The organism is Streptomyces sp. NPDC088747 (assembly GCF_044751025.1).
Lineage (GTDB): Bacteria > Actinomycetota > Actinomycetes > Streptomycetales > Streptomycetaceae > Streptomyces.
The window spans coordinates 98,249-113,774 of sequence record NZ_JBIVKZ010000025.1 but is presented as its reverse complement, the minus strand read 5'-3'; the positions used below and the strand labels follow the sequence as shown (position 1 = coordinate 113,774).

General features: G+C 71.5%; 15 protein-coding genes and 1 pseudogene. 4 read left to right on the top strand and 12 right to left on the bottom strand.

All coding sequences use genetic code 11. The annotated features are described in order from the left end of the window. Positions 1-14: 14 nt before the first annotated feature. Positions 15-557, top strand: a complete 543-nt coding sequence (locus ACIP79_RS39745) for a putative immunity protein (RefSeq protein WP_401232167.1) — start codon at positions 15-17, stop codon at positions 555-557. Here the strand turns inward: ACIP79_RS39745 and ACIP79_RS39740 are convergent. Beyond that, positions 551-2,059 (bottom strand): hypothetical protein, encoded by a 1,509-nt coding sequence (locus ACIP79_RS39740; protein WP_401232164.1) that lies wholly within the window; start codon positions 2,057-2,059, stop codon positions 551-553. The genes ACIP79_RS39745 and ACIP79_RS39740 overlap by 7 nt on opposite strands. Positions 2,060-2,393: 334 nt before the next feature. On the opposite strand from ACIP79_RS39740, the gene ACIP79_RS39735 reads away from it, so the two are divergent. Then, positions 2,394-3,662 carry a cutinase family protein gene (locus tag ACIP79_RS39735; protein WP_401232161.1) on the top strand — a complete coding sequence of 423 codons (1,269 nt, stop codon included), beginning with the start codon at positions 2,394-2,396 and terminating at the stop codon, positions 3,660-3,662. 172 nt (positions 3,663-3,834) lie between these two features. Here ACIP79_RS39735 and ACIP79_RS39730 read toward each other — a convergent pair whose 3' ends face one another. Next, positions 3,835-4,368: a TetR/AcrR family transcriptional regulator gene (locus ACIP79_RS39730; RefSeq protein WP_401232159.1), complete on the bottom strand. Its 534-nt coding sequence runs from the start codon at positions 4,366-4,368 to the stop codon at positions 3,835-3,837. A 22-nt stretch (positions 4,369-4,390) separates the two neighbouring features. Then, entirely contained in the window at positions 4,391-5,227 is an 837-nt protein-coding gene (locus ACIP79_RS39725; protein ID WP_401232156.1) for an alpha/beta fold hydrolase, read from the bottom strand. Positions 5,228-5,478: 251 nt separating this feature from the next. Between ACIP79_RS39725 and ACIP79_RS39720 the strand changes: the two genes are divergently transcribed. Further along, positions 5,479-6,279: a hypothetical protein gene (locus tag ACIP79_RS39720; protein ID WP_401232154.1), complete on the top strand. Its 801-nt coding sequence runs from the start codon at positions 5,479-5,481 to the stop codon at positions 6,277-6,279. Between the two features lie 86 nt (positions 6,280-6,365). Here the strand turns inward: ACIP79_RS39720 and ACIP79_RS39715 are convergent, their stop codons facing one another. The 9 genes and pseudogenes from ACIP79_RS39715 to ACIP79_RS39675 all read right to left on the bottom strand — a co-directional run bounded on the left by ACIP79_RS39715 (position 6,366) and on the right by ACIP79_RS39675 (position 14,558). Continuing rightward, complete coding sequence (locus ACIP79_RS39715; RefSeq protein WP_401232151.1) at positions 6,366-7,241, bottom strand: ABC transporter permease; 876 nt, start codon at positions 7,239-7,241, stop codon at positions 6,366-6,368. A gap of 2 nt (positions 7,242-7,243) precedes the next feature. After that, positions 7,244-8,257, bottom strand: a complete 1,014-nt coding sequence (locus ACIP79_RS39710; RefSeq protein ID WP_401232148.1) for an ATP-binding cassette domain-containing protein — start codon at positions 8,255-8,257, stop codon at positions 7,244-7,246. Continuing rightward, a complete protein-coding gene (locus ACIP79_RS39705) occupies positions 8,254-8,682 on the bottom strand; it encodes a lasso peptide biosynthesis B2 protein (protein ID WP_401232145.1) in 429 nt (142 codons plus the stop codon). Before ACIP79_RS39705 ends, ACIP79_RS39710 begins: the two co-directional genes overlap by 4 nt. Then, the gene (locus tag ACIP79_RS39700) at positions 8,679-8,939 is read right to left on the bottom strand and encodes a lasso peptide biosynthesis PqqD family chaperone (RefSeq protein ID WP_383688510.1); all 261 of its coding nucleotides are present in this window, start codon (positions 8,937-8,939) and stop codon (positions 8,679-8,681) included. The genes ACIP79_RS39705 and ACIP79_RS39700 overlap by 4 nt, the downstream gene beginning before the upstream one ends. Further along, complete coding sequence (locus ACIP79_RS39695) at positions 8,936-10,780, bottom strand: asparagine synthase-related protein (RefSeq protein ID WP_401232142.1); 1,845 nt, start codon at positions 10,778-10,780, stop codon at positions 8,936-8,938. The genes ACIP79_RS39700 and ACIP79_RS39695 overlap by 4 nt, the downstream gene beginning before the upstream one ends. Before the next feature lie 417 nt (positions 10,781-11,197). Continuing rightward, positions 11,198-11,323: a lasso RiPP family leader peptide-containing protein gene (locus tag ACIP79_RS39690; protein ID WP_383690461.1), complete on the bottom strand. Its 126-nt coding sequence runs from the start codon at positions 11,321-11,323 to the stop codon at positions 11,198-11,200. A gap of 193 nt (positions 11,324-11,516) precedes the next feature. Beyond that, positions 11,517-12,191 (bottom strand): LuxR C-terminal-related transcriptional regulator, encoded by a 675-nt coding sequence (locus ACIP79_RS39685; protein ID WP_401232138.1) that lies wholly within the window; start codon positions 12,189-12,191, stop codon positions 11,517-11,519. Positions 12,192-12,400: 209 nt separating this feature from the next. Then, complete coding sequence (locus ACIP79_RS39680; protein ID WP_387184374.1) at positions 12,401-13,225, bottom strand: SDR family oxidoreductase; 825 nt, start codon at positions 13,223-13,225, stop codon at positions 12,401-12,403. Between the two features lie 128 nt (positions 13,226-13,353). Then, positions 13,354-14,558: pseudogene (locus ACIP79_RS39675) on the bottom strand (hypothetical protein). Between the two features lie 313 nt (positions 14,559-14,871). On the opposite strand from ACIP79_RS39675, the gene ACIP79_RS39670 reads away from it, so the two are divergent. Then, positions 14,872-15,489, top strand: coding sequence for a TOPRIM nucleotidyl transferase/hydrolase domain-containing protein (locus tag ACIP79_RS39670; protein ID WP_401232134.1), 618 nt, complete (start codon positions 14,872-14,874; stop codon positions 15,487-15,489). The last annotated feature ends 37 nt before the right edge of the window (positions 15,490-15,526 follow it).

Here is a 15,526-nt window from a genome sequence, read left to right as displayed (position 1 = left end):
GCCCGCGGAGAACCGTGCCGACCGAGTCCGGCGACATCGAGCTGAGCGAAGCCGAGCTTCGTGGGATCACGGGCTACGCGGCCGACTGCGCGCGCAGGTCGCTGTCGGTCTTCGAACGGAGCCGTCCCGCCGACACCCGGCCTCGCGACGCCATCGAATCGGCGGACACGTTCGCCGGAGGTGGCAGGCGCACGGGCGCGCTGCGGCAGAGCGCGTGGGCGGCGTACAAGGCGGCGGGTGAAGCCGGTTCACCCGCGGCGGCCGACGCCGCTCGGGCGGCGAGCCACGCGGCCGCCGCCGCGTACCTCCACCCCAGGGCGAGCGCTCATCAGGTCAAGCACATCCTCGGCGCGGCAGCACACGCGGCACGAGCGGAGGAGCTGGCATCCGGAGAAGCCGGCCGCGCCGCCGCGGACACCCTCGCATGGGCGCGCCTGAACGCGCCGACGGCGGTCACCGCCGTACTCGGCCGCCTGCCCGCCGCACCTGCCGACGGCGGCCGGGTCGGGGAGTTCATCCGCGAACTCGACGCCGCCCTCCGCGTCCGGCCTCAGTAGCCGAAACTCGTGGTGTAGGCGCACTCGGTGTAGATGTAGCCGGACGACAGCTTGGCCGTGTCGGACGCCGGGGTCTTTCCGTCCGAGTCCTTGGACTTGTGCACGAAGTAGGTGGTGCCGGCGGGCAGCCGGATGGTCCGCTGCGGGTAGTTCTTGCTGGTGTCGCTGCACGGCTCGAAGCCGATCAGGGTGCTGGTGAGGGACGAGTACGTGGTGCAGCTCCCGCACGCCGTGAGGGTGAAACTCCCGGTCACCGGGCCCGTGTAGAGGACCGTGATGTTGTCGGGGCTGTCGTTCTTGACGGTGACGGAGATACTGCCGCCCGATGCCGTGGTCGGCAGTCGCTTGCCGGCCGCAGGCACCGTCTCGGCGACCTCCGCGGCGATGGCTATCTTCTGGGCGCGCGCCCGGTTCCGGTGGTTCGGGTTGTCCTCCGCGAAGGTCTTCATCGTGGTGACGGCCTCGCTGAAACTCCCGTCCTGGTACTGGTCCACCCCGCAGTTGTACGTCCCCGAACTCGCGCTCCGCTCCGCCCGGTCGGCATCCTTGTCGATGGCGTCGGTCAGCCCGGCCTGCTCCGCCGGCAGCCTGCGGGCCTCGGCCCCGAGGCCCTCCAGCCGCTGGACCGCGGCGCAGGGCTCCTCGCCGCCCAGCGACTTCACGGCCTTGCCGATCTCGGCCTTGACCGCGGGCTCGACCTTCCCGGCCTGCTCCGACTCCGGGAACGTCGTCAGGAGTTCGGCGAACTGCTGTGTCCAGTCCGCGGATCCGCCGCTGAGCGAGGCCGCCCCGCACTCGTGGAGCGACGTGGCCAGCCGGTCGTCGGGCCAGGTGGACAAGGTGCCGAGTTCCTTCTTGCTCATCGTGCGCGGGACCGTGCGGAGGTACTTCAAGGGGGGTACGGCGGCGCAGTAGCTCTTGTCCGCGTACGGGAAGGCCACGGTGGTGTAGAAGTTCTGGAGGCGGTCGGGGACGCGCTCGGCCGCCCGTGAGTCCGGGTGGTCGTTCGTCAGGCCGTGGTAGACGGCCAGAGCACGGCGGAAGTCCGCCTCCGACGTCTCGAACGGCTTCTCCGCGGCGGCGTTGACCAGTCTGTCGGCCCGCCCCAGCCGGTCCAGCAGCATCTGCTCGATCGCCTCGTCACGCGCGTCGTCGTACAGAACGGCTCCGCCGACGGGCAGGGCCAGGAGCGCGAGGCCGAGCACGGCCGCGATCGGCGCCTTCGGCGGCCACGTCATCCGGGTCCGCAGGCCCACGTACGCGCCGTGCGCGGCGGCCAGCAGCAGGAAGACCAGGTAGAACACGACCATCGCGCCGGGGACACCGTTCGGGTCCGCCGGCAGGGCGACGAGGAGCAGGATCGCCGTCGCGGCCCAGCACGCGATCATCAGCCCCCACTGGCGCACCAGGGCGTAACCGAGCCCGAGTCCGGACAGGTTGAGCAGTCCCACAGCGGCTGCCCGCCAAGGATCGGCTGGGCCGGGCGGCGGTGCGGTCGGCATCGGTGGAACGACAAAGTCGTCACGCACACCATGGTTGTCCCAGGACATGACGGTTCCCCCCGTCAATCACGCCTGCATTGCTATCACTTGTCAGAGTAGGGTCACCGGCTTCACGGCGACAGAGGGTGCGACCCGACGTCGGCAGACCTTCCGCTCGCCGGGGGCAATCTCCCTCACCACTCAAGCCGTTCGACCACGTTCGAAATGATGGTGGCATACCCGACAGGACGCAAGGCTGCCGCTGATCGGTTCAACAGGCCCCGCCGCAATGCGAGTTCACCGACTCCGACGGGGTTCCGTGGGACCTCGGCCTGCGACTACGGAGGGGGAACGAATGACGACCGCGGGAAAGATCAGAGAGGGCGGCGGAGCCAGAGAGACCAGATGGCAGGTCTGGGTGCTCACCCTGACCGTCCTGTCGGCCTTCGCACTGGCCCTGAACCTCGGGGGTGCCACGGCGGCACACGCCGAGTACCCGGGACCCAACCCACCCCAGGCGCCCGCCGACTGCGCCAAGCCCTGGGTGATCCTTTCGGCGTACGGGACCTCGGAGTCCACCGACGAAGGCCACCCCTACGGCACCGTGGGCGTCAACAGCACCTACATCCGGGCACTCAAGAGCGCCCTGTACGACACCGGGGTCCGGGACAGCGACGTCACCGTCCGCAACCTCCCTTATCCGGCGTCAGCCCTGGACTGGCCCGACTGGCTGCCCGGCAACTGGGGTCCCGACGACTACTGGACCTCGATGTACAAGGGCCGGGACAAGCTGGTCGAGGAGATCAACTTCTACGCGTCCTGCCCGACCCGCCCGACGCTCGTCCTGCTCGGCTACTCGCAGGGCGCCCAGGTGATCAAGAACGCCATCGCGCAGGACGCCGTCAAGGGCAACCAGCGCAACGCCGACGAGATCGGCGCCATCGTCAACGTGGGTGACGCCTCCCGTGAGAACGGGCAGATCGGCATGGGGCAGAACGGCCAGATGGTCACCCTCAACCCCGACTACTCGGACGGCACCGCCGATGTCTCGCGCGGCGGCCTGATGCAACGCCTCGACGTACCGGCCGTGTTCGCGGGGTTCATCGGCGACGGTCGCTACTTCGACGTGTGCCGCACGGACGACGCGGTCTGCGACGAGCAGGCGTATCCCGGCTCCGACGAGTGGCAGGGCCGCTGGCTGGAGGACTTCGGCAACAGCGCGATCGGTGACAACGCCCCGCATGTGATGTACCGGGACAACGGCCTGGCGCAGAGTCCCGCCGACAAGGCCAACGCCGCTCGGGTCGCCTCCCGCACCGCCGTCCGGGCGATCGCCGCGGCCGTGGCACAGCGCAACGTGGTGCACCCGCCGCCGGACACGCCGGAGGAGGTGTGGGCCACCAACGTCAACGTCCGCGCCACCCCGTCCACTTCGGCCGACATCGTGACCGTGATCCCGGAGCCGACCACGGTGTACGTGAAGTGCCAGAAGCACGCGGAGTCGGTGACGTACGGCGGGATCACCAACGACGCCTGGTCCTACCTTCCGCAACAGAAGGGGTGGATCAGCAACATCTTCCTCAAGGGGCCCGCCTGGATGCCGGGGGTTCCCGAGTGCGACTGACCTGTTGCATTCGAGAGTTCGTGAGTTCGTGAGCTCCTGACAGCGGCGCGTCCGGCGGGACCCTCATCGAGCGGGGGTTCCGCCGGACGCGTACGCGCGGTCAGCGGTCTCCAGGCCATGCCGGGCAACCTCTACGGAACGGTCGAGGCGACCGCCGACCGCCGCCGACGTCTCAGAGCGACCGCAACCCCCGATCGGCGAAGGTGATCAGCCACTCGAAGCTCTCGTCGATGTCGGCGCTCCACTGGAAGCCGTTGGCCACCTGCAGGGTGGCGAAGCCGTGGCAGAGGCTGCGGAGCATGCGCAGGGCGTGGTCCACGTCGGTGTCCGCGATCTCGTAGCCGCGCAGGGCCGCTCTGAACGCGCCGATCCCCCGCACCCCCGCGACGGCCAGCGGATCGTCCGGGCCGGACGGTTCCACACCGATCGTCGCGGCGTACCGGCCGGGGTGTTCCAGGACGAAGGCGCGGAAGGCGCGGGCCGCGGCGGCCAGGGCGTCGCGGCCCGCGTACCCCTGGACCGCACCGCCGACGGCGTCGGCGACCTCGCTCAACGCCAGTGCCGCGATACGGCGGTTGAGGTCCTCCTGACCGCTCACGTGCTTGTAGAGAGAGGGGGTGCGTACGCCCAGCCGCTCGGCCAGCAGACCCATCGTCAGGTTGGCGAGACCCACCTCGTCGGCGAGGGCGGCCCCCGCCGCGACCACGGCCGCAGGGTCAAGACCGGCCCTAGGCACGAGCCGCGTCCGCGCGGAGGAAGGCGAGGATGAGGGAGACCACCTGGTCGGGGAACTGGTCGTGCGGGTAGTGGCCGGCGCCCTCGATGGTCTCCAGGCGACCGAGGCCGGACGGCAGGGCGTCGACGATCGCCGAACCCTCGGCGTGCGGGTCGGTCCAGTCGGGGTCGAGCGTGCCCATCACGACCAGCACGGGGCAGCGGACGTTGCCGAGCTGCGCGCCGGCGTCGGTCGGGGCGCTGCGGCCCATGCCCTGCAAGGCCTTCATCCTGCCGGGCTCGCGGAGCAGGGAGTCGATCCGGCCGAGCCGCTCGGTCCAGTCGGCGGGCTTCGTGCCGGGGTAGGCCACGTCCAGGTAGGAGCGCCAGAGCGGCACGCTGCCGAGCACGCCCGCGCCGACCAGCCGCAGCATGCCCTGCCGGAAGCGCTTCACCTTCAGGTCGCCGAGGCGGACCGACTGCTTGCGGGTGAACGGCGCGAGTTCGACGACCGCGGTGATCAGCGAGGGCTCCAGCGCCGCGGCGATGGTGGCGGCCCCGCCGGAGATCGAGTGGCCGACGAGCACGGCCGGTCCGCCCAGGTGACGGACGACGGCGAGCAGGTCGCCGGCGATGGCGGTGCGGCTCCAGGCGGGCCAGCCGACGCTGGACTCGCCGCAGCCGCGCAGATCGACCGCGGCGACCCGGTAACCCGCCGCCACCAGCTGCGGGAGCACGGCGCGGTACGCGGCGCGGCTGTCACCCATGCCGTGCGCGAGAACGATCAGCGGTCCGGAGCCCGCCACCTCGTAAGCGATCGTGCCACCGTCGACGGCAAGGTACTCGGTCATGTCATCTCCCCGATCTGGCTAATGTTGTTAGCTAAAAGCTATTCCCGTTAGCCAGAGCTGTCAAGGGTGAGCCTCCCGGCGCGGCCGGGAGGCGGACGGGATACGGCCGGGACACCCGGCCCAGGTGCCCGGGACACCCGCCGCCCTACGGTGGCGGGGCCGTGGGCGGAAGCCCGGTCACGCCCACCAGAGCCGCCCCGCACGGGGAGACGAGCACGGGACCGGGAGACGCAGAAGCGGGGGAACCGTCCATGCCGAATCCACTCACCCACCGACTCGACCGCAGAAGCGTGCTGCGCGCGTCCATAGGAGCGGCGGCGCTGGCCGGTCTGGGGGCCGCCGCCGTCGCCCCGGCGAGGGCTTCGACCGGATCCGGCGCGGCGGGCCTGCCGCCGGTGCCGGGCATGCAGGGTGACCGCCGGGCCAACGAGGTCTGGTACCAGCTCGACGAGGTCGCCCTGTACCAGGCCTCGCCCGAACTCCTCGCCGCCTACCGGGCCATCGGCCAACATGTCGGCGGCAGCATCGAGAGCGGGTTCCGCACGGTCTGGCAGGAGATGAGCAAGTCACCTGAGTATCCAGGCAACTTCGCCTCTTTCATGGCCCCGATCGAGGCACCCCTGCGCGTGGTCTCGGGGATCCAACTGGACGTCTTCGACAGCCTCTACCGCCCCTACGACCTTCGACTCCCCGCGGCCTTCGCCGACTTCGGACAGGGCGTGCTCTACGACCCGCGCCGGGAGGTCGTCCGCTCGCCGGTGCACACCATGGACTCCCTGCCCGGCCGACCTCCGGTCGGCTATCACACCTGGCACGCCTACATGCGGGCGATGATGCTGCTGGGCATCGACCGGCACCGCTGGGCGGCGTTCGCCCCGCTCAACGCGTACGCCTGGGCGCTCCAGTCGGTGGCCAAACCCACGACGCAGACGCCGAGTCCGCCCCTGCCGCGCCGAACGGTCGTCGAGTTCGCCGCGAGCTGGCTGCCGCGCGGGGTCCGCCGGCTGGACGCGGACTTCCAGTCCTTCCCGTATCCGATGGGCATCAGCTGACCGCGCGGAGGAGCGCAGGTGGGAGGGGGCGGGCCGAATCGGCCCGCCCCCCTCCCACATGCCCCTCGTTCACCTCGCCAAGGCGCCTACTCGCTCCGGGAGAAGCGGTAGGTCGCGACGCTCAGCGCCGCCACCGCCAGGACCGCCACACAGCTGATCTCCGCGGCGACCGGCGGCGTCCAGCCCCACCACTGCGGACCGGCCGCCCGCTCACCGAGCCCGGACACGCCCTGCCCTGGCAGCGTGCGGCGCAGCGCGTCGACCGCGTACGTGAGCGGATTGACCCGTACGACGGTCCCCAGCCATCCGGGCAGTCCGCTGGCGGGGAAGACGGCACCCGACAGGAACAGCAGGGGCATCATGCACAGCCCGATCACGATCTGGAAGGTCTCGGGGCGTTTGGCGCACACCGCCACCAGGACGCCGAGCGAGGTGAAGGCGAACGCGATCAGCGCCAACTCGACTAGGACGAGCATCAGTTCGGGCCGGTACGGGACGCCGACGAGACCGCCGAGGCACAGCACCGGCACCGCGTAGCCGAGCCCGGCCGTCGCGCCGCCGAGGCAGGTGCCGATCAACAGCGGAGGCCTGCGCACCGGAGCCACGAGCAACTGGCGCAGGAACCCCGCCTGCCGGTCCCAGACGATGGACGCGCCCGCCGCCATGGCCGGTGCCTGCACGGCCATCAGGAGCACTCCGGGGAAGAAGAACGCGCGGAAATCCCGGAAGGCGTCCTGTTCCGCGGGGACCGCCGCGTTCAGGCCGGTGCCGAAGACGAGCAGGAACATCATCGGCATGATCACGCTCATGGCGACCCGCAGCCGGTTGCGGGCGAACCGGATCACCTCCCGCTGCCACAGCACGCGGACGGCCCGCAGGTCGGCGGCGAGGCGCCCCCGCCGGGCGGTGGACTCGACGGCTCCGGCGGTGTGCGGCGGGGCGGACGTACGGACACTGGTCATGGTCACCTTCTCGGGGCCGGTCCCGGAAACACGGTCGCCTCGCTGTCGGCCTCGCGGATGGTCCGGCCGGTGTAGTGCAGGAAGACGTCGTCGAGGGTCGGCGGGGTCACGGTCACGGAGTGCACGGTGAAGGGCAGCGCGGCACAGAGCCTGGGCACCCACCCGGCTCCGTCCGCGACCCGGATCCGCAGCCCGTCCTCGCCCGACTCCGCGTCCAGACCGAGCTGTTCGCAGACATCCCGGGCGGACGTGTCGTCGGCGGTGCGCAGGACGACCAGGTCGGATCCGACAACCGCCTTGAGGGCGGCGGGAGTTCCGTCCACGACGAGTTCTCCCTCGTCCATGATGGCGATCCGGTCGCAGTGTTCGGCCTCCTCCAGCTGATGCGTGGTGAGGAAGACGGTGACGTCCCGTTCCTCCCGCAGCCGGCGCAGGTGGTCCCAGATGGCGGCGCGGGTCTGCGGATCGAGGCCGGTGGTGGGCTCGTCCAGGAAGAGCACTCGCGGGGTGTGCAGCAGGCCGCGCGCTATCTCCAGGCGCCGCCGCATCCCGCCGGAGAAGGTGCGGACGGGGGCGTGGCGGCGGTCCGCGAGATCGACCAGTTCCAGCATGTCCATGATGGTGTCCACCGCCTCGCGCCGCGGTACCCCGAACAGGTGGGCGTGGAAACGCAGGGTCTCCATGGCGGTCAGGTCGCCGTCGAGAGTGGGTTCCTGGAAGACCAGCCCGATCTTGCGGCGCACTTCGTGGGGTTCGCGCCGCACATCGTGCCCGGCGACCAGTGCCCGGCCGCCGGTGGGGCGCAGCAGGGTGCACAGCATGCCGATGGTCGTGCTCTTGCCCGCGCCGTTGGGCCCGAGGAAGCCGAACGTGCGGCCGGCGGGCACGGCCAGGTCGAGGCCGGTGACCGCCTGCCGGTCGCCGTACGTCTTCGCCAGCCCCTCGGTCAGGACGGTGAGGCGTTCGCCGCCGTCAAGCGCGCGGGGGCCGCCCTTGGCCGCGGTGACCGTACTCATCGGCTGGCTCGGTCGCGGTGACGGACGCTCATGACGGTGTGGAACAGTGCCACGTCGCCGGATTCGCCGACCGCCTCCGCCCCGGCCTCCACCCAGGCGTGGGCGCGGAAGGGCTGGGTGCGGAATCCGGTGCACCAGTCGGGCCAGCGGCCGTGCAGCCGGCACAGCAGCACGGTGGCCACCGAGCGTTGCAGACAGCCCCGGCCCGCGCACCTGGCGCTCACCGTCACCACTGCCTGCCGGGCGGTCAGTGCCTCCTCCCGGGTCGCGGCACGTGCGCCGCGGGAGGCCACCGCCAGCACCTGGCGCAGCCGGCGCGGCGGCAGCAGCACCATCAGCCGGGCCACGGCGACCGCCGCCCGCGCGGCGGGCTGCCTGCGCCACGCCAGCGGTACGCGCGTCTCTCCGACGACCTGCATGCTCATGCCGTCACCACCAGCCGGGCTCGGTCCAGGGCGGCGAGCAGCGTCCGTACGTCCGCCAGGGCCCGTGCGGAGGCGGCGGGGTGCCGCCGGGTCAGCCGGTCGGCGGTCTCCTCGGGAGAGTGCCCGTCGAGGAGCAGTCTGAGGGTGGTGGCGCCGGAGCGGTTGAGCTGCCAGTACCGGCCGGTGCGCTGGTCGAGGAGCACCAGGCCGTCCTCCGTGTCGGTGGCGGTGACGTCGGGTTTCAGGGCAAGGGTCATGAGGTCTCTCCAGCCAGGGACGCGGCGCCGGGCGCGGGCTCCGCCACGGACCGCAGCCAGCTCTCGCAGGCCAACGTGTTCTCGTACGGGACGAGTTGCCGGGATTGGGGCTTGGGGCTGAGCAGGGCGGTGCGCAGGGCGTCGGGGTCGACCAGGCCGAGGTGGGACAGCCGCAGGTCCTCGCAGAGGTCCAGCAGGTTCGCGCGGTTGCGGCGCATGCCCTGGAATGCCTCCGCGCTGAACTCGCCCTTGCTGCGGCGGGCCAGGATCTCGTCGGGCACGATGCCGCGCACCGCCCGCCGCAGCATGGGCTTGAAGTCCCCGCTCACCAGCCGGTCCTCGACGCGGACGGACAGCGCGGCCTCGACGACCAGATCGTCGAGGTACGGCGCCTCGCAGGCGACGCCCGAGTCGCCCAGCGCCGCGTCGAGTTGGCGCACCCCGCTCCCTGTCTGCACGACGATGTCGAGCGTCTGGTGCTGGGCACGGTCGCGGTGGTGGGCCCGGGGCTGCTCCTGTTCGGCGGCGTTCCGCAGCAGCCCGCGTACGGCGTCCACCGCGTCGGGCGTCGTCCAGGGCGGCAGTCTGGGCTCCCAGCCCCAGGTGAGCAGCGCGTCCGCCGGGCCGGGCGCCGGGTCGGTGAGCCGGTCGGCGGTGCCCCGCAGCCAGGCGGCGTACGAGGCGCTGTCGGCGAGTCCGCGCACGGTCGAGGCCAGGCTCCAGCGGTTGAGGACCCGGAAGCGGTGGATCGTGGACAGGCTCCCCAGCGGGTGCCTGCGGACCAGTGACCAGAGGGCCGTGGGCAGGACGCCGAACAGTTCGTCGCCGCCGACGCCGAGCAGGTGGCAGCCCGATCCGTCCGCGGCCACCGAGGCGAGCAGCCGCGCCATGTGGGCGCGGTTGCGGGCCCAGGGCAGCGGGCCCTCCTCCTGGCCCGCGTCGACGTGGGCTCCCTCGTACCAGGTCGGGCTGTCCTGCGTGGCGGCGAAGTGGTGCCGCGCGGACGGCAGGTGGCCGGCTGCGCGTCGGGCCCAGTCGGTGTCGTCGTTCGCGCGGTCCGCGGGCTTCCAGTGATGGGTGACGAAATCGGCGCCCACCGCGTCGGCGAGGAAACAGAGGCTGGTGGAGTCCAGTCCGCCGGACAGGTCGGCGCTGAGGGTGGAGCCGGCCCGCGTGGCGACACAGGCGAGCAGTGCCGCCCGGATCCGCTCCGCCGCCTCCTCCGGGGACGCCTCGGGCTCCGGGGGCCGCCACCAGCGAACGGTGCGGGCGCTGCCGTCCGGGCCGAGTTCGAGCCGGTGGCCGACGCCCAGCGCCGACACCTTCGACCACACCGGGCGCAGGGACAGCGGCCAGGGCGGGGACGGCGTCAGCAGGCGCAGCGCGAGCAGTTCGGGATCGACGGACGGAGTGCGGTCCGCGCCGGGGTGCGCCAGTTCGGCGAGCCGGCGCGGTCCGTCAGCCGCCACCGTGACGCCCCTTACGTCGGTGAAGAAGATCTGCCGCGCGGTGGACACGCTGCCCTGCGCCCGCGTCCACCCGTCGAAGGAGACGGTGAGGTGGAAGCAGCCGGGCAACGAGCGCGCCAGATCGTCGAGTTGACCCATCGTCCGGGCATCGGCCAGAGCACGTGCGGTGCGGTTCCGGTCCACGGTCGAGCGGCCCAGGACCGCGAGCCGCCGGGCGCCGGCGCTCACCAGGGTCAGCTCCCGGTCCGCCCAACGGCCCACGATCCAGGGGCGTCCCGAGGCATGCCGGATCACCTGGACGCCGGGACCGCGGGTCAGCGGCTCGGTCACGGCCGAGGCGGCCGGGCTGTCGGGCAGGACGGCGAAGTCCATGTTCGGTGTCAGTCCCTCCGTGCGGTGCGGGGCCACTTTTGGATGCGGTGCGGGGCCGCTGTTCGTTGCGGTACGGATCCGTTGGTGGTTACGGAACGGGGCCGCTGATTGATACGGAGCGAGTCCGCCGATCGACGCGGTGTGGGTCGCTGATCAACGCGGAGCAGGTCCGCTGTGCGGAGCAGGTCCGCTGATCGACGCGGTGCGGGTCCGCTCGTCCGCGTGTCGGTGCCGACTCGTCCGGCGTTCCATCCCGCACGCGTGCCTGCGTATCCCCGCGCACGCCTCGGGCGTCGGCACCGCGCGGGTGGACGAGCGGACCCCGCGGCGGGAACGAGAGCCGGTGGTGGAGGACGGACGGCCTCCACCACCGGCCGTGGCAGGTCGGTCACCCGTCCCGCCGGTGGGGCTGCCGGATCAGCAGATCCAGGCGGTACCCGCGAACCAGTCGTTCTCGACACAAGGTCCGAAGGCCATGGTCAGTTCCGCGAAGTCGCCGATCTCGACCAGCGTGGGCGGCTCGTAGACGTCGTTCATCTCCATGCTTGTCTCACCTGTTTCCCTTGACGTGATGGCGAACGAGAGACGGGAACGAGGGCGCGAGTCCCGGGCTCGCCCCGTCTCTCCCGTGCGCTTTCACGCTATGGCGCCCCCGGTCCCGGGTACCTGGGTGCCGCGCCTCAGACGAGTCCCGGGATCAGCAACTCGGCGCCGCTGGATGGAAAGTGACATGCCGTCACATTCCAAGCCCGGCGTCCCTGGCCCGCATCGCCGCCTCCACCCGGTCCGCCACACGGAGCTTCGCGAACACGTGCGACACGTGGTTGCGCACGGTCTTCTCGGAGAGCACCAGCTCTCGGGCGATACGGCGGTTGGTGAGACCGCGGGCGACCAGATCGAGTACCTCGCGCTCCCGCTCGGTGAGATCGGGAAAGGCCGCTCGCACGGGCAGGTCGTGCACGGCGGAGAAGTAGCCCCCCAGGCGGTCCGCCACGACCGCGCTGAACACCGCCCCGCCCTGCGCCACCGTGCGTACGCCTCGCACCAGTTCCTCTCCCGGGGCACCCTTGACCATGTATCCGCGTGCCCCCGCCCGCAGCGCCGCCACGACCGCGTCGTCCTCGGCGGACCCCGAAACGAACAGCACCCGCGGGGCGCCAGGGCCCGCGGGTGCGTCAGCGGCGATCGCTCGGGTCGCCTCGATGCCGGAACAGCCGGGTAACAACAGGTCCATGAGGACGACATCGGCGACGACGTGCCCGCCCCGTAACGCCACGATCGCCTCTTCCCCCGTGGCCGCCTCCCCGACCACCTCCAGATCCCGCGCGCCCTCCATCGCCAGCCGTACCCCGGCCCTGAAGAGCGGATAGCCGTCGACGACGAACACCCGCGACCTCACGGCCGGTTCCATGACTTCCCCCGTTTTGTCACTCTGTCACTCCATGTTCATCGTTTCCTGCCGACACATCTCCATGAGATGTTCCTTGGGTCAAAGGTCTCAATTGTTCGCTCCCGGGGCAGGCGGTACGCAATCCTTTCGACGAGACTCGAAGCGGGGCAGCCCAGAGGCCGCCCCGCTTGGTCCACACGTACGAGAAGTCGCCCCGGGAGCCGGTCCGTTCAGCCCTGCGCCAGCTCCGCGACCGGCTGCCACTTCTCCCACGTCGCCAGGCGTCCCTCGTAGTCGGCCTTGGCGATGTCCAGCGGTGCCGTACCGAAGAAGCAGCGCAGCGGCGGTTCGGCGGCGTCCACGATCTCCATCACGGCCGCGGCGGACGCGTTCGGGTCGCCGGGCGTACCGACGCGCTTGCGGCGCTGTTCCTGCACCTGCTTGTGGAACTCGGCGTACGCCGGCAGGGGTTCGGAGGTGCTCGACGAGGAACCGGCCCAGTCCGTGGCGAAGCCGCCGGGCTCGATCAGGGTGACCTTGATCCCGAACGGCGCGACCTCCTGGGCGAGCGCCTGGCTGATCCCCTCCAGCGCCCACTTCGAGGCGTGATAGATGCCGACCAGCGGGAACGCGCTGATCCCGCCGATCGACGAGACCTGAAGGATGTGACCGCTGCCCTGCTCGCGCAGGAACGGCAGGGCCGCCTGGGTGACCCACAGGGCTCCGAAGAGGTTGGTGTCCAGCTGTGCGCGGGCCTCCGACTCGGAGATCTCCTCCACCATGCCGAAGTGGCCGTAGCCGGCGTTGTTGACCACCACGTCGAGGCGGCCGAACCGCTCGTGCGCCTGCCGCACGGCGTCGAAGTCGGCCTCGCGGTCCGTGACGTCGAGCCGCAGGGGGAGGAAACGCTCGCCGTAGGTCGCGACAAGATCGTCCAACGTGGACAGGTCGCGTGCCGTCGCGGCCACGGAGTCGCCGCGCTCCAGCGCCGCGATCGCCCACTCCCGCCCGAAGCCACGTGAGGCACCGGTGATGAACCAGATCTTCTGTGTCATGGCGTGCTCCTCAGGAAACTCGTCGCCCGCTCCGTCCGGCCGGCGGCAGGACGGAGCGGAGCCTCTCGCTCCAGCGAACACCTTCGAGTGCGCTCCAGGGCAAATCGAGGGCTCCCTGAAGGGGCCGTTCAGCAGAGTGGGACGCCCGGCAGCTGATTGTCCGGTGACTGTACGTAGATGTTGGTGATGTAGCCGCCGTACAGCGGGAGATAGGCCCACCAGTCGTTGACGTACGGCGGCACCTCGACCCGTTGCCCCTGCTTCTCGCAGCGGATCAGTACCTCCACGCCCGCCGGGAGCCTGGTGAGCGCGGTCGAGGCGGTGGTCGCGTCGGCCCGTACGCGTACGTCCGTCCCCCAGGTGCCGAACCAGGTGCCGGCCGGACGCACTCCACCAGGCACGTTCAGCGAGCGGACCAGCCGGTTGAGGTTGGTGTAGGCGGCGCCGAACGAGGTGTTCGTCGGCTGGAGGGTGAACACGGCGACGATCGTGCGGTCTCCGGTCCCGACCGTTCCGGTGCTGTGCAGCGCCCGCTGCGTCAGGTCGACGTCTGCCGCCCGGAGGCCGTCCGCCGCTCCCCCGGCGGCCGAGGTATCGCCGCCCGCCGCCGCGGCTGCCGTGTTGGAGCAGCTGCCGGTGTCGCCGAAGCCCGACCAGCCCTGTTTCACCGCCCACGGTCCCTCGAACGACGCGGGGATGCCGAAGCGCTGGTCGAATCCGTCCGCGCCGCACCGCGTGGACTGCCGCAGGTCGCCCATCACCAGCGTCCGGACGGGCGCGGGCGCGCTGTCCAGGAGATAGCGGTAGATCCGTACGGTGTCGGCCGCCGACAGTGCCGTGTAGCCCCAGTAGCCCGGGGAGCCCGCCGGGGGCCCCGCGGTGTCGGCCAGGCCGAGGCGGGAGACCATCCGGTCGACGATCGCGCTGCCGCCGTTCTGCGACCAGTAGTACGAGGCACTCGCGTCGTCGCTGGAGCGCAGCATCGAGTCGAACCGGGCGCGGTCGTCGGCGGCCAGGGTGTAGCCGGGGCCCCGGTTCCACAGGTGGTCGACTGCGATGAGGAGCTTGACGACCGACGCGACCGGACCCGCAGTCGTGGATTGAGCTGTTCGGTGAAGGTTCCGGTCTCCCGGTCGAAGACCGCGACGCCCGCGGTCACTCCCGGCGGCACCTCGACCGCGGTCGCCGCGGCCCGGACCTTTCCCGGAGCGGCGAGTGGCCCGGCGGGTGGCGCCGCGGCGCGGGCGGGAGCCGCCGTCAGGCCGGCCAGGACCGCCACGAGGAGACACCACCGCAGGACTACCGCGAGGCCGCCTCTTGCTGACGTGCGCATCTGTGATCCCCGATCCTCGTGTGCCGGTTGAGACGGTTGAGGCTGTCGATCCTGGGTGTGGACGGCTGCGCCCACACCTCCCGTCGGCGGCACCGCGCGTGTCCCCCGTATGGCATGGCTTCGCGGCCCCGTCGTATCCGTGCCGAAGCCGCCCCGAACCGCCGCACTTCGCGGCTTTTCCTCTACAGGCAGTCAAAGGCCGCATCGCACCCGTGTGAACCTCGGAGGTCCGAGGGTCGGGGCCGCCCACCACCGAGAGGCACTCGACAGAAAATCCCTACCGTGGCCGCGGGGAAAGACGCAGACTCCTCCTGTGACCGACATGGGGGCGTTCCAGGAGACTGTCATCGCGTGGGCGGCCGGCGGCCCCGGTGACACCGCGCACGAACTGGCCGAGCGGCTGCCCGTCCGGGCGGCCGTCCTGCTCGAAGGTCCGAGCGACGCCGCGGCGGTCGGCGCGCTGGCCGAGAGGCGCGGCCGGAACCTGGCGGCCGAAGGGATCTGCGTCCTGCCGATGGGCGGAGCGATGAGCGTGGGGCGCTTCGCCCAGCTCCTCGGCCCGTCCGGCCTGGGCCTGCGCCTCACCGGCCTGTGCGACGAGAGGGAACGTCCTTACTACGCCCGCGCCTTGGAGCAGGCCGGCGCTCCGGAGCAGGAGTTCTTCGTCTGCGCGGCGGATCTCGAAGACGAACTCATCCGCGCACTGGGCACGGCTCGGGTCGAGGAACTCGTCCGCGCGGAGGGCGACCAACGCGCCCTCAAGACCTTCCTGCACCAGCCCGCGCAACAGGGCCGCACCTCACAGCAGCAGCTGCGCCGTTTCCTCGGCACGAAGAAGGGCCGGAAGATCCACTACGGTCGCGTACTCGTCGAGGCACTCGCCCCCGGCCAGGTACCCGCCCCGCTCGACGACCTGCTCGCCGGCCTGTGACGACGAGTACGCGGCGGCCTGTCGTCCCTCAGAAGCC

What these genes read in the sequence shown, in the direction of transcription:
- ACIP79_RS39715 (WP_401232151.1), bottom strand. Translation starts at nt 7,241, where the DNA reads ATGACCAGTGTCCGTACGTCCGCCCCGCCGCACACCGCCGGAGCCGTC.
- ACIP79_RS39735 (WP_401232161.1), top strand. Translation starts at nt 2,394, where the DNA reads ATGACGACCGCGGGAAAGATCAGAGAGGGCGGCGGAGCCAGAGAGACC.
- ACIP79_RS39725 (WP_401232156.1), bottom strand. Translation starts at nt 5,227, where the DNA reads ATGACCGAGTACCTTGCCGTCGACGGTGGCACGATCGCTTACGAGGTG.
- ACIP79_RS39710 (WP_401232148.1), bottom strand. Translation starts at nt 8,257, where the DNA reads ATGAGTACGGTCACCGCGGCCAAGGGCGGCCCCCGCGCGCTTGACGGC.
- ACIP79_RS39740 (WP_401232164.1), bottom strand. Translation starts at nt 2,059, where the DNA reads ATGCCGACCGCACCGCCGCCCGGCCCAGCCGATCCTTGGCGGGCAGCC.
- ACIP79_RS39720 (WP_401232154.1), top strand. Translation starts at nt 5,479, where the DNA reads ATGCCGAATCCACTCACCCACCGACTCGACCGCAGAAGCGTGCTGCGC.
- ACIP79_RS39685 (WP_401232138.1), bottom strand. Translation starts at nt 12,191, where the DNA reads ATGGAACCGGCCGTGAGGTCGCGGGTGTTCGTCGTCGACGGCTATCCG.
- ACIP79_RS39700 (WP_383688510.1), bottom strand. Translation starts at nt 8,939, where the DNA reads ATGACCCTTGCCCTGAAACCCGACGTCACCGCCACCGACACGGAGGAC.
- ACIP79_RS39695 (WP_401232142.1), bottom strand. Translation starts at nt 10,780, where the DNA reads ATGGACTTCGCCGTCCTGCCCGACAGCCCGGCCGCCTCGGCCGTGACC.
- ACIP79_RS39680 (WP_387184374.1), bottom strand. Translation starts at nt 13,225, where the DNA reads ATGACACAGAAGATCTGGTTCATCACCGGTGCCTCACGTGGCTTCGGG.
- ACIP79_RS39690 (WP_383690461.1), bottom strand. Translation starts at nt 11,323, where the DNA reads ATGGAGATGAACGACGTCTACGAGCCGCCCACGCTGGTCGAGATCGGC.
- ACIP79_RS39705 (WP_401232145.1), bottom strand. Translation starts at nt 8,682, where the DNA reads ATGAGCATGCAGGTCGTCGGAGAGACGCGCGTACCGCTGGCGTGGCGC.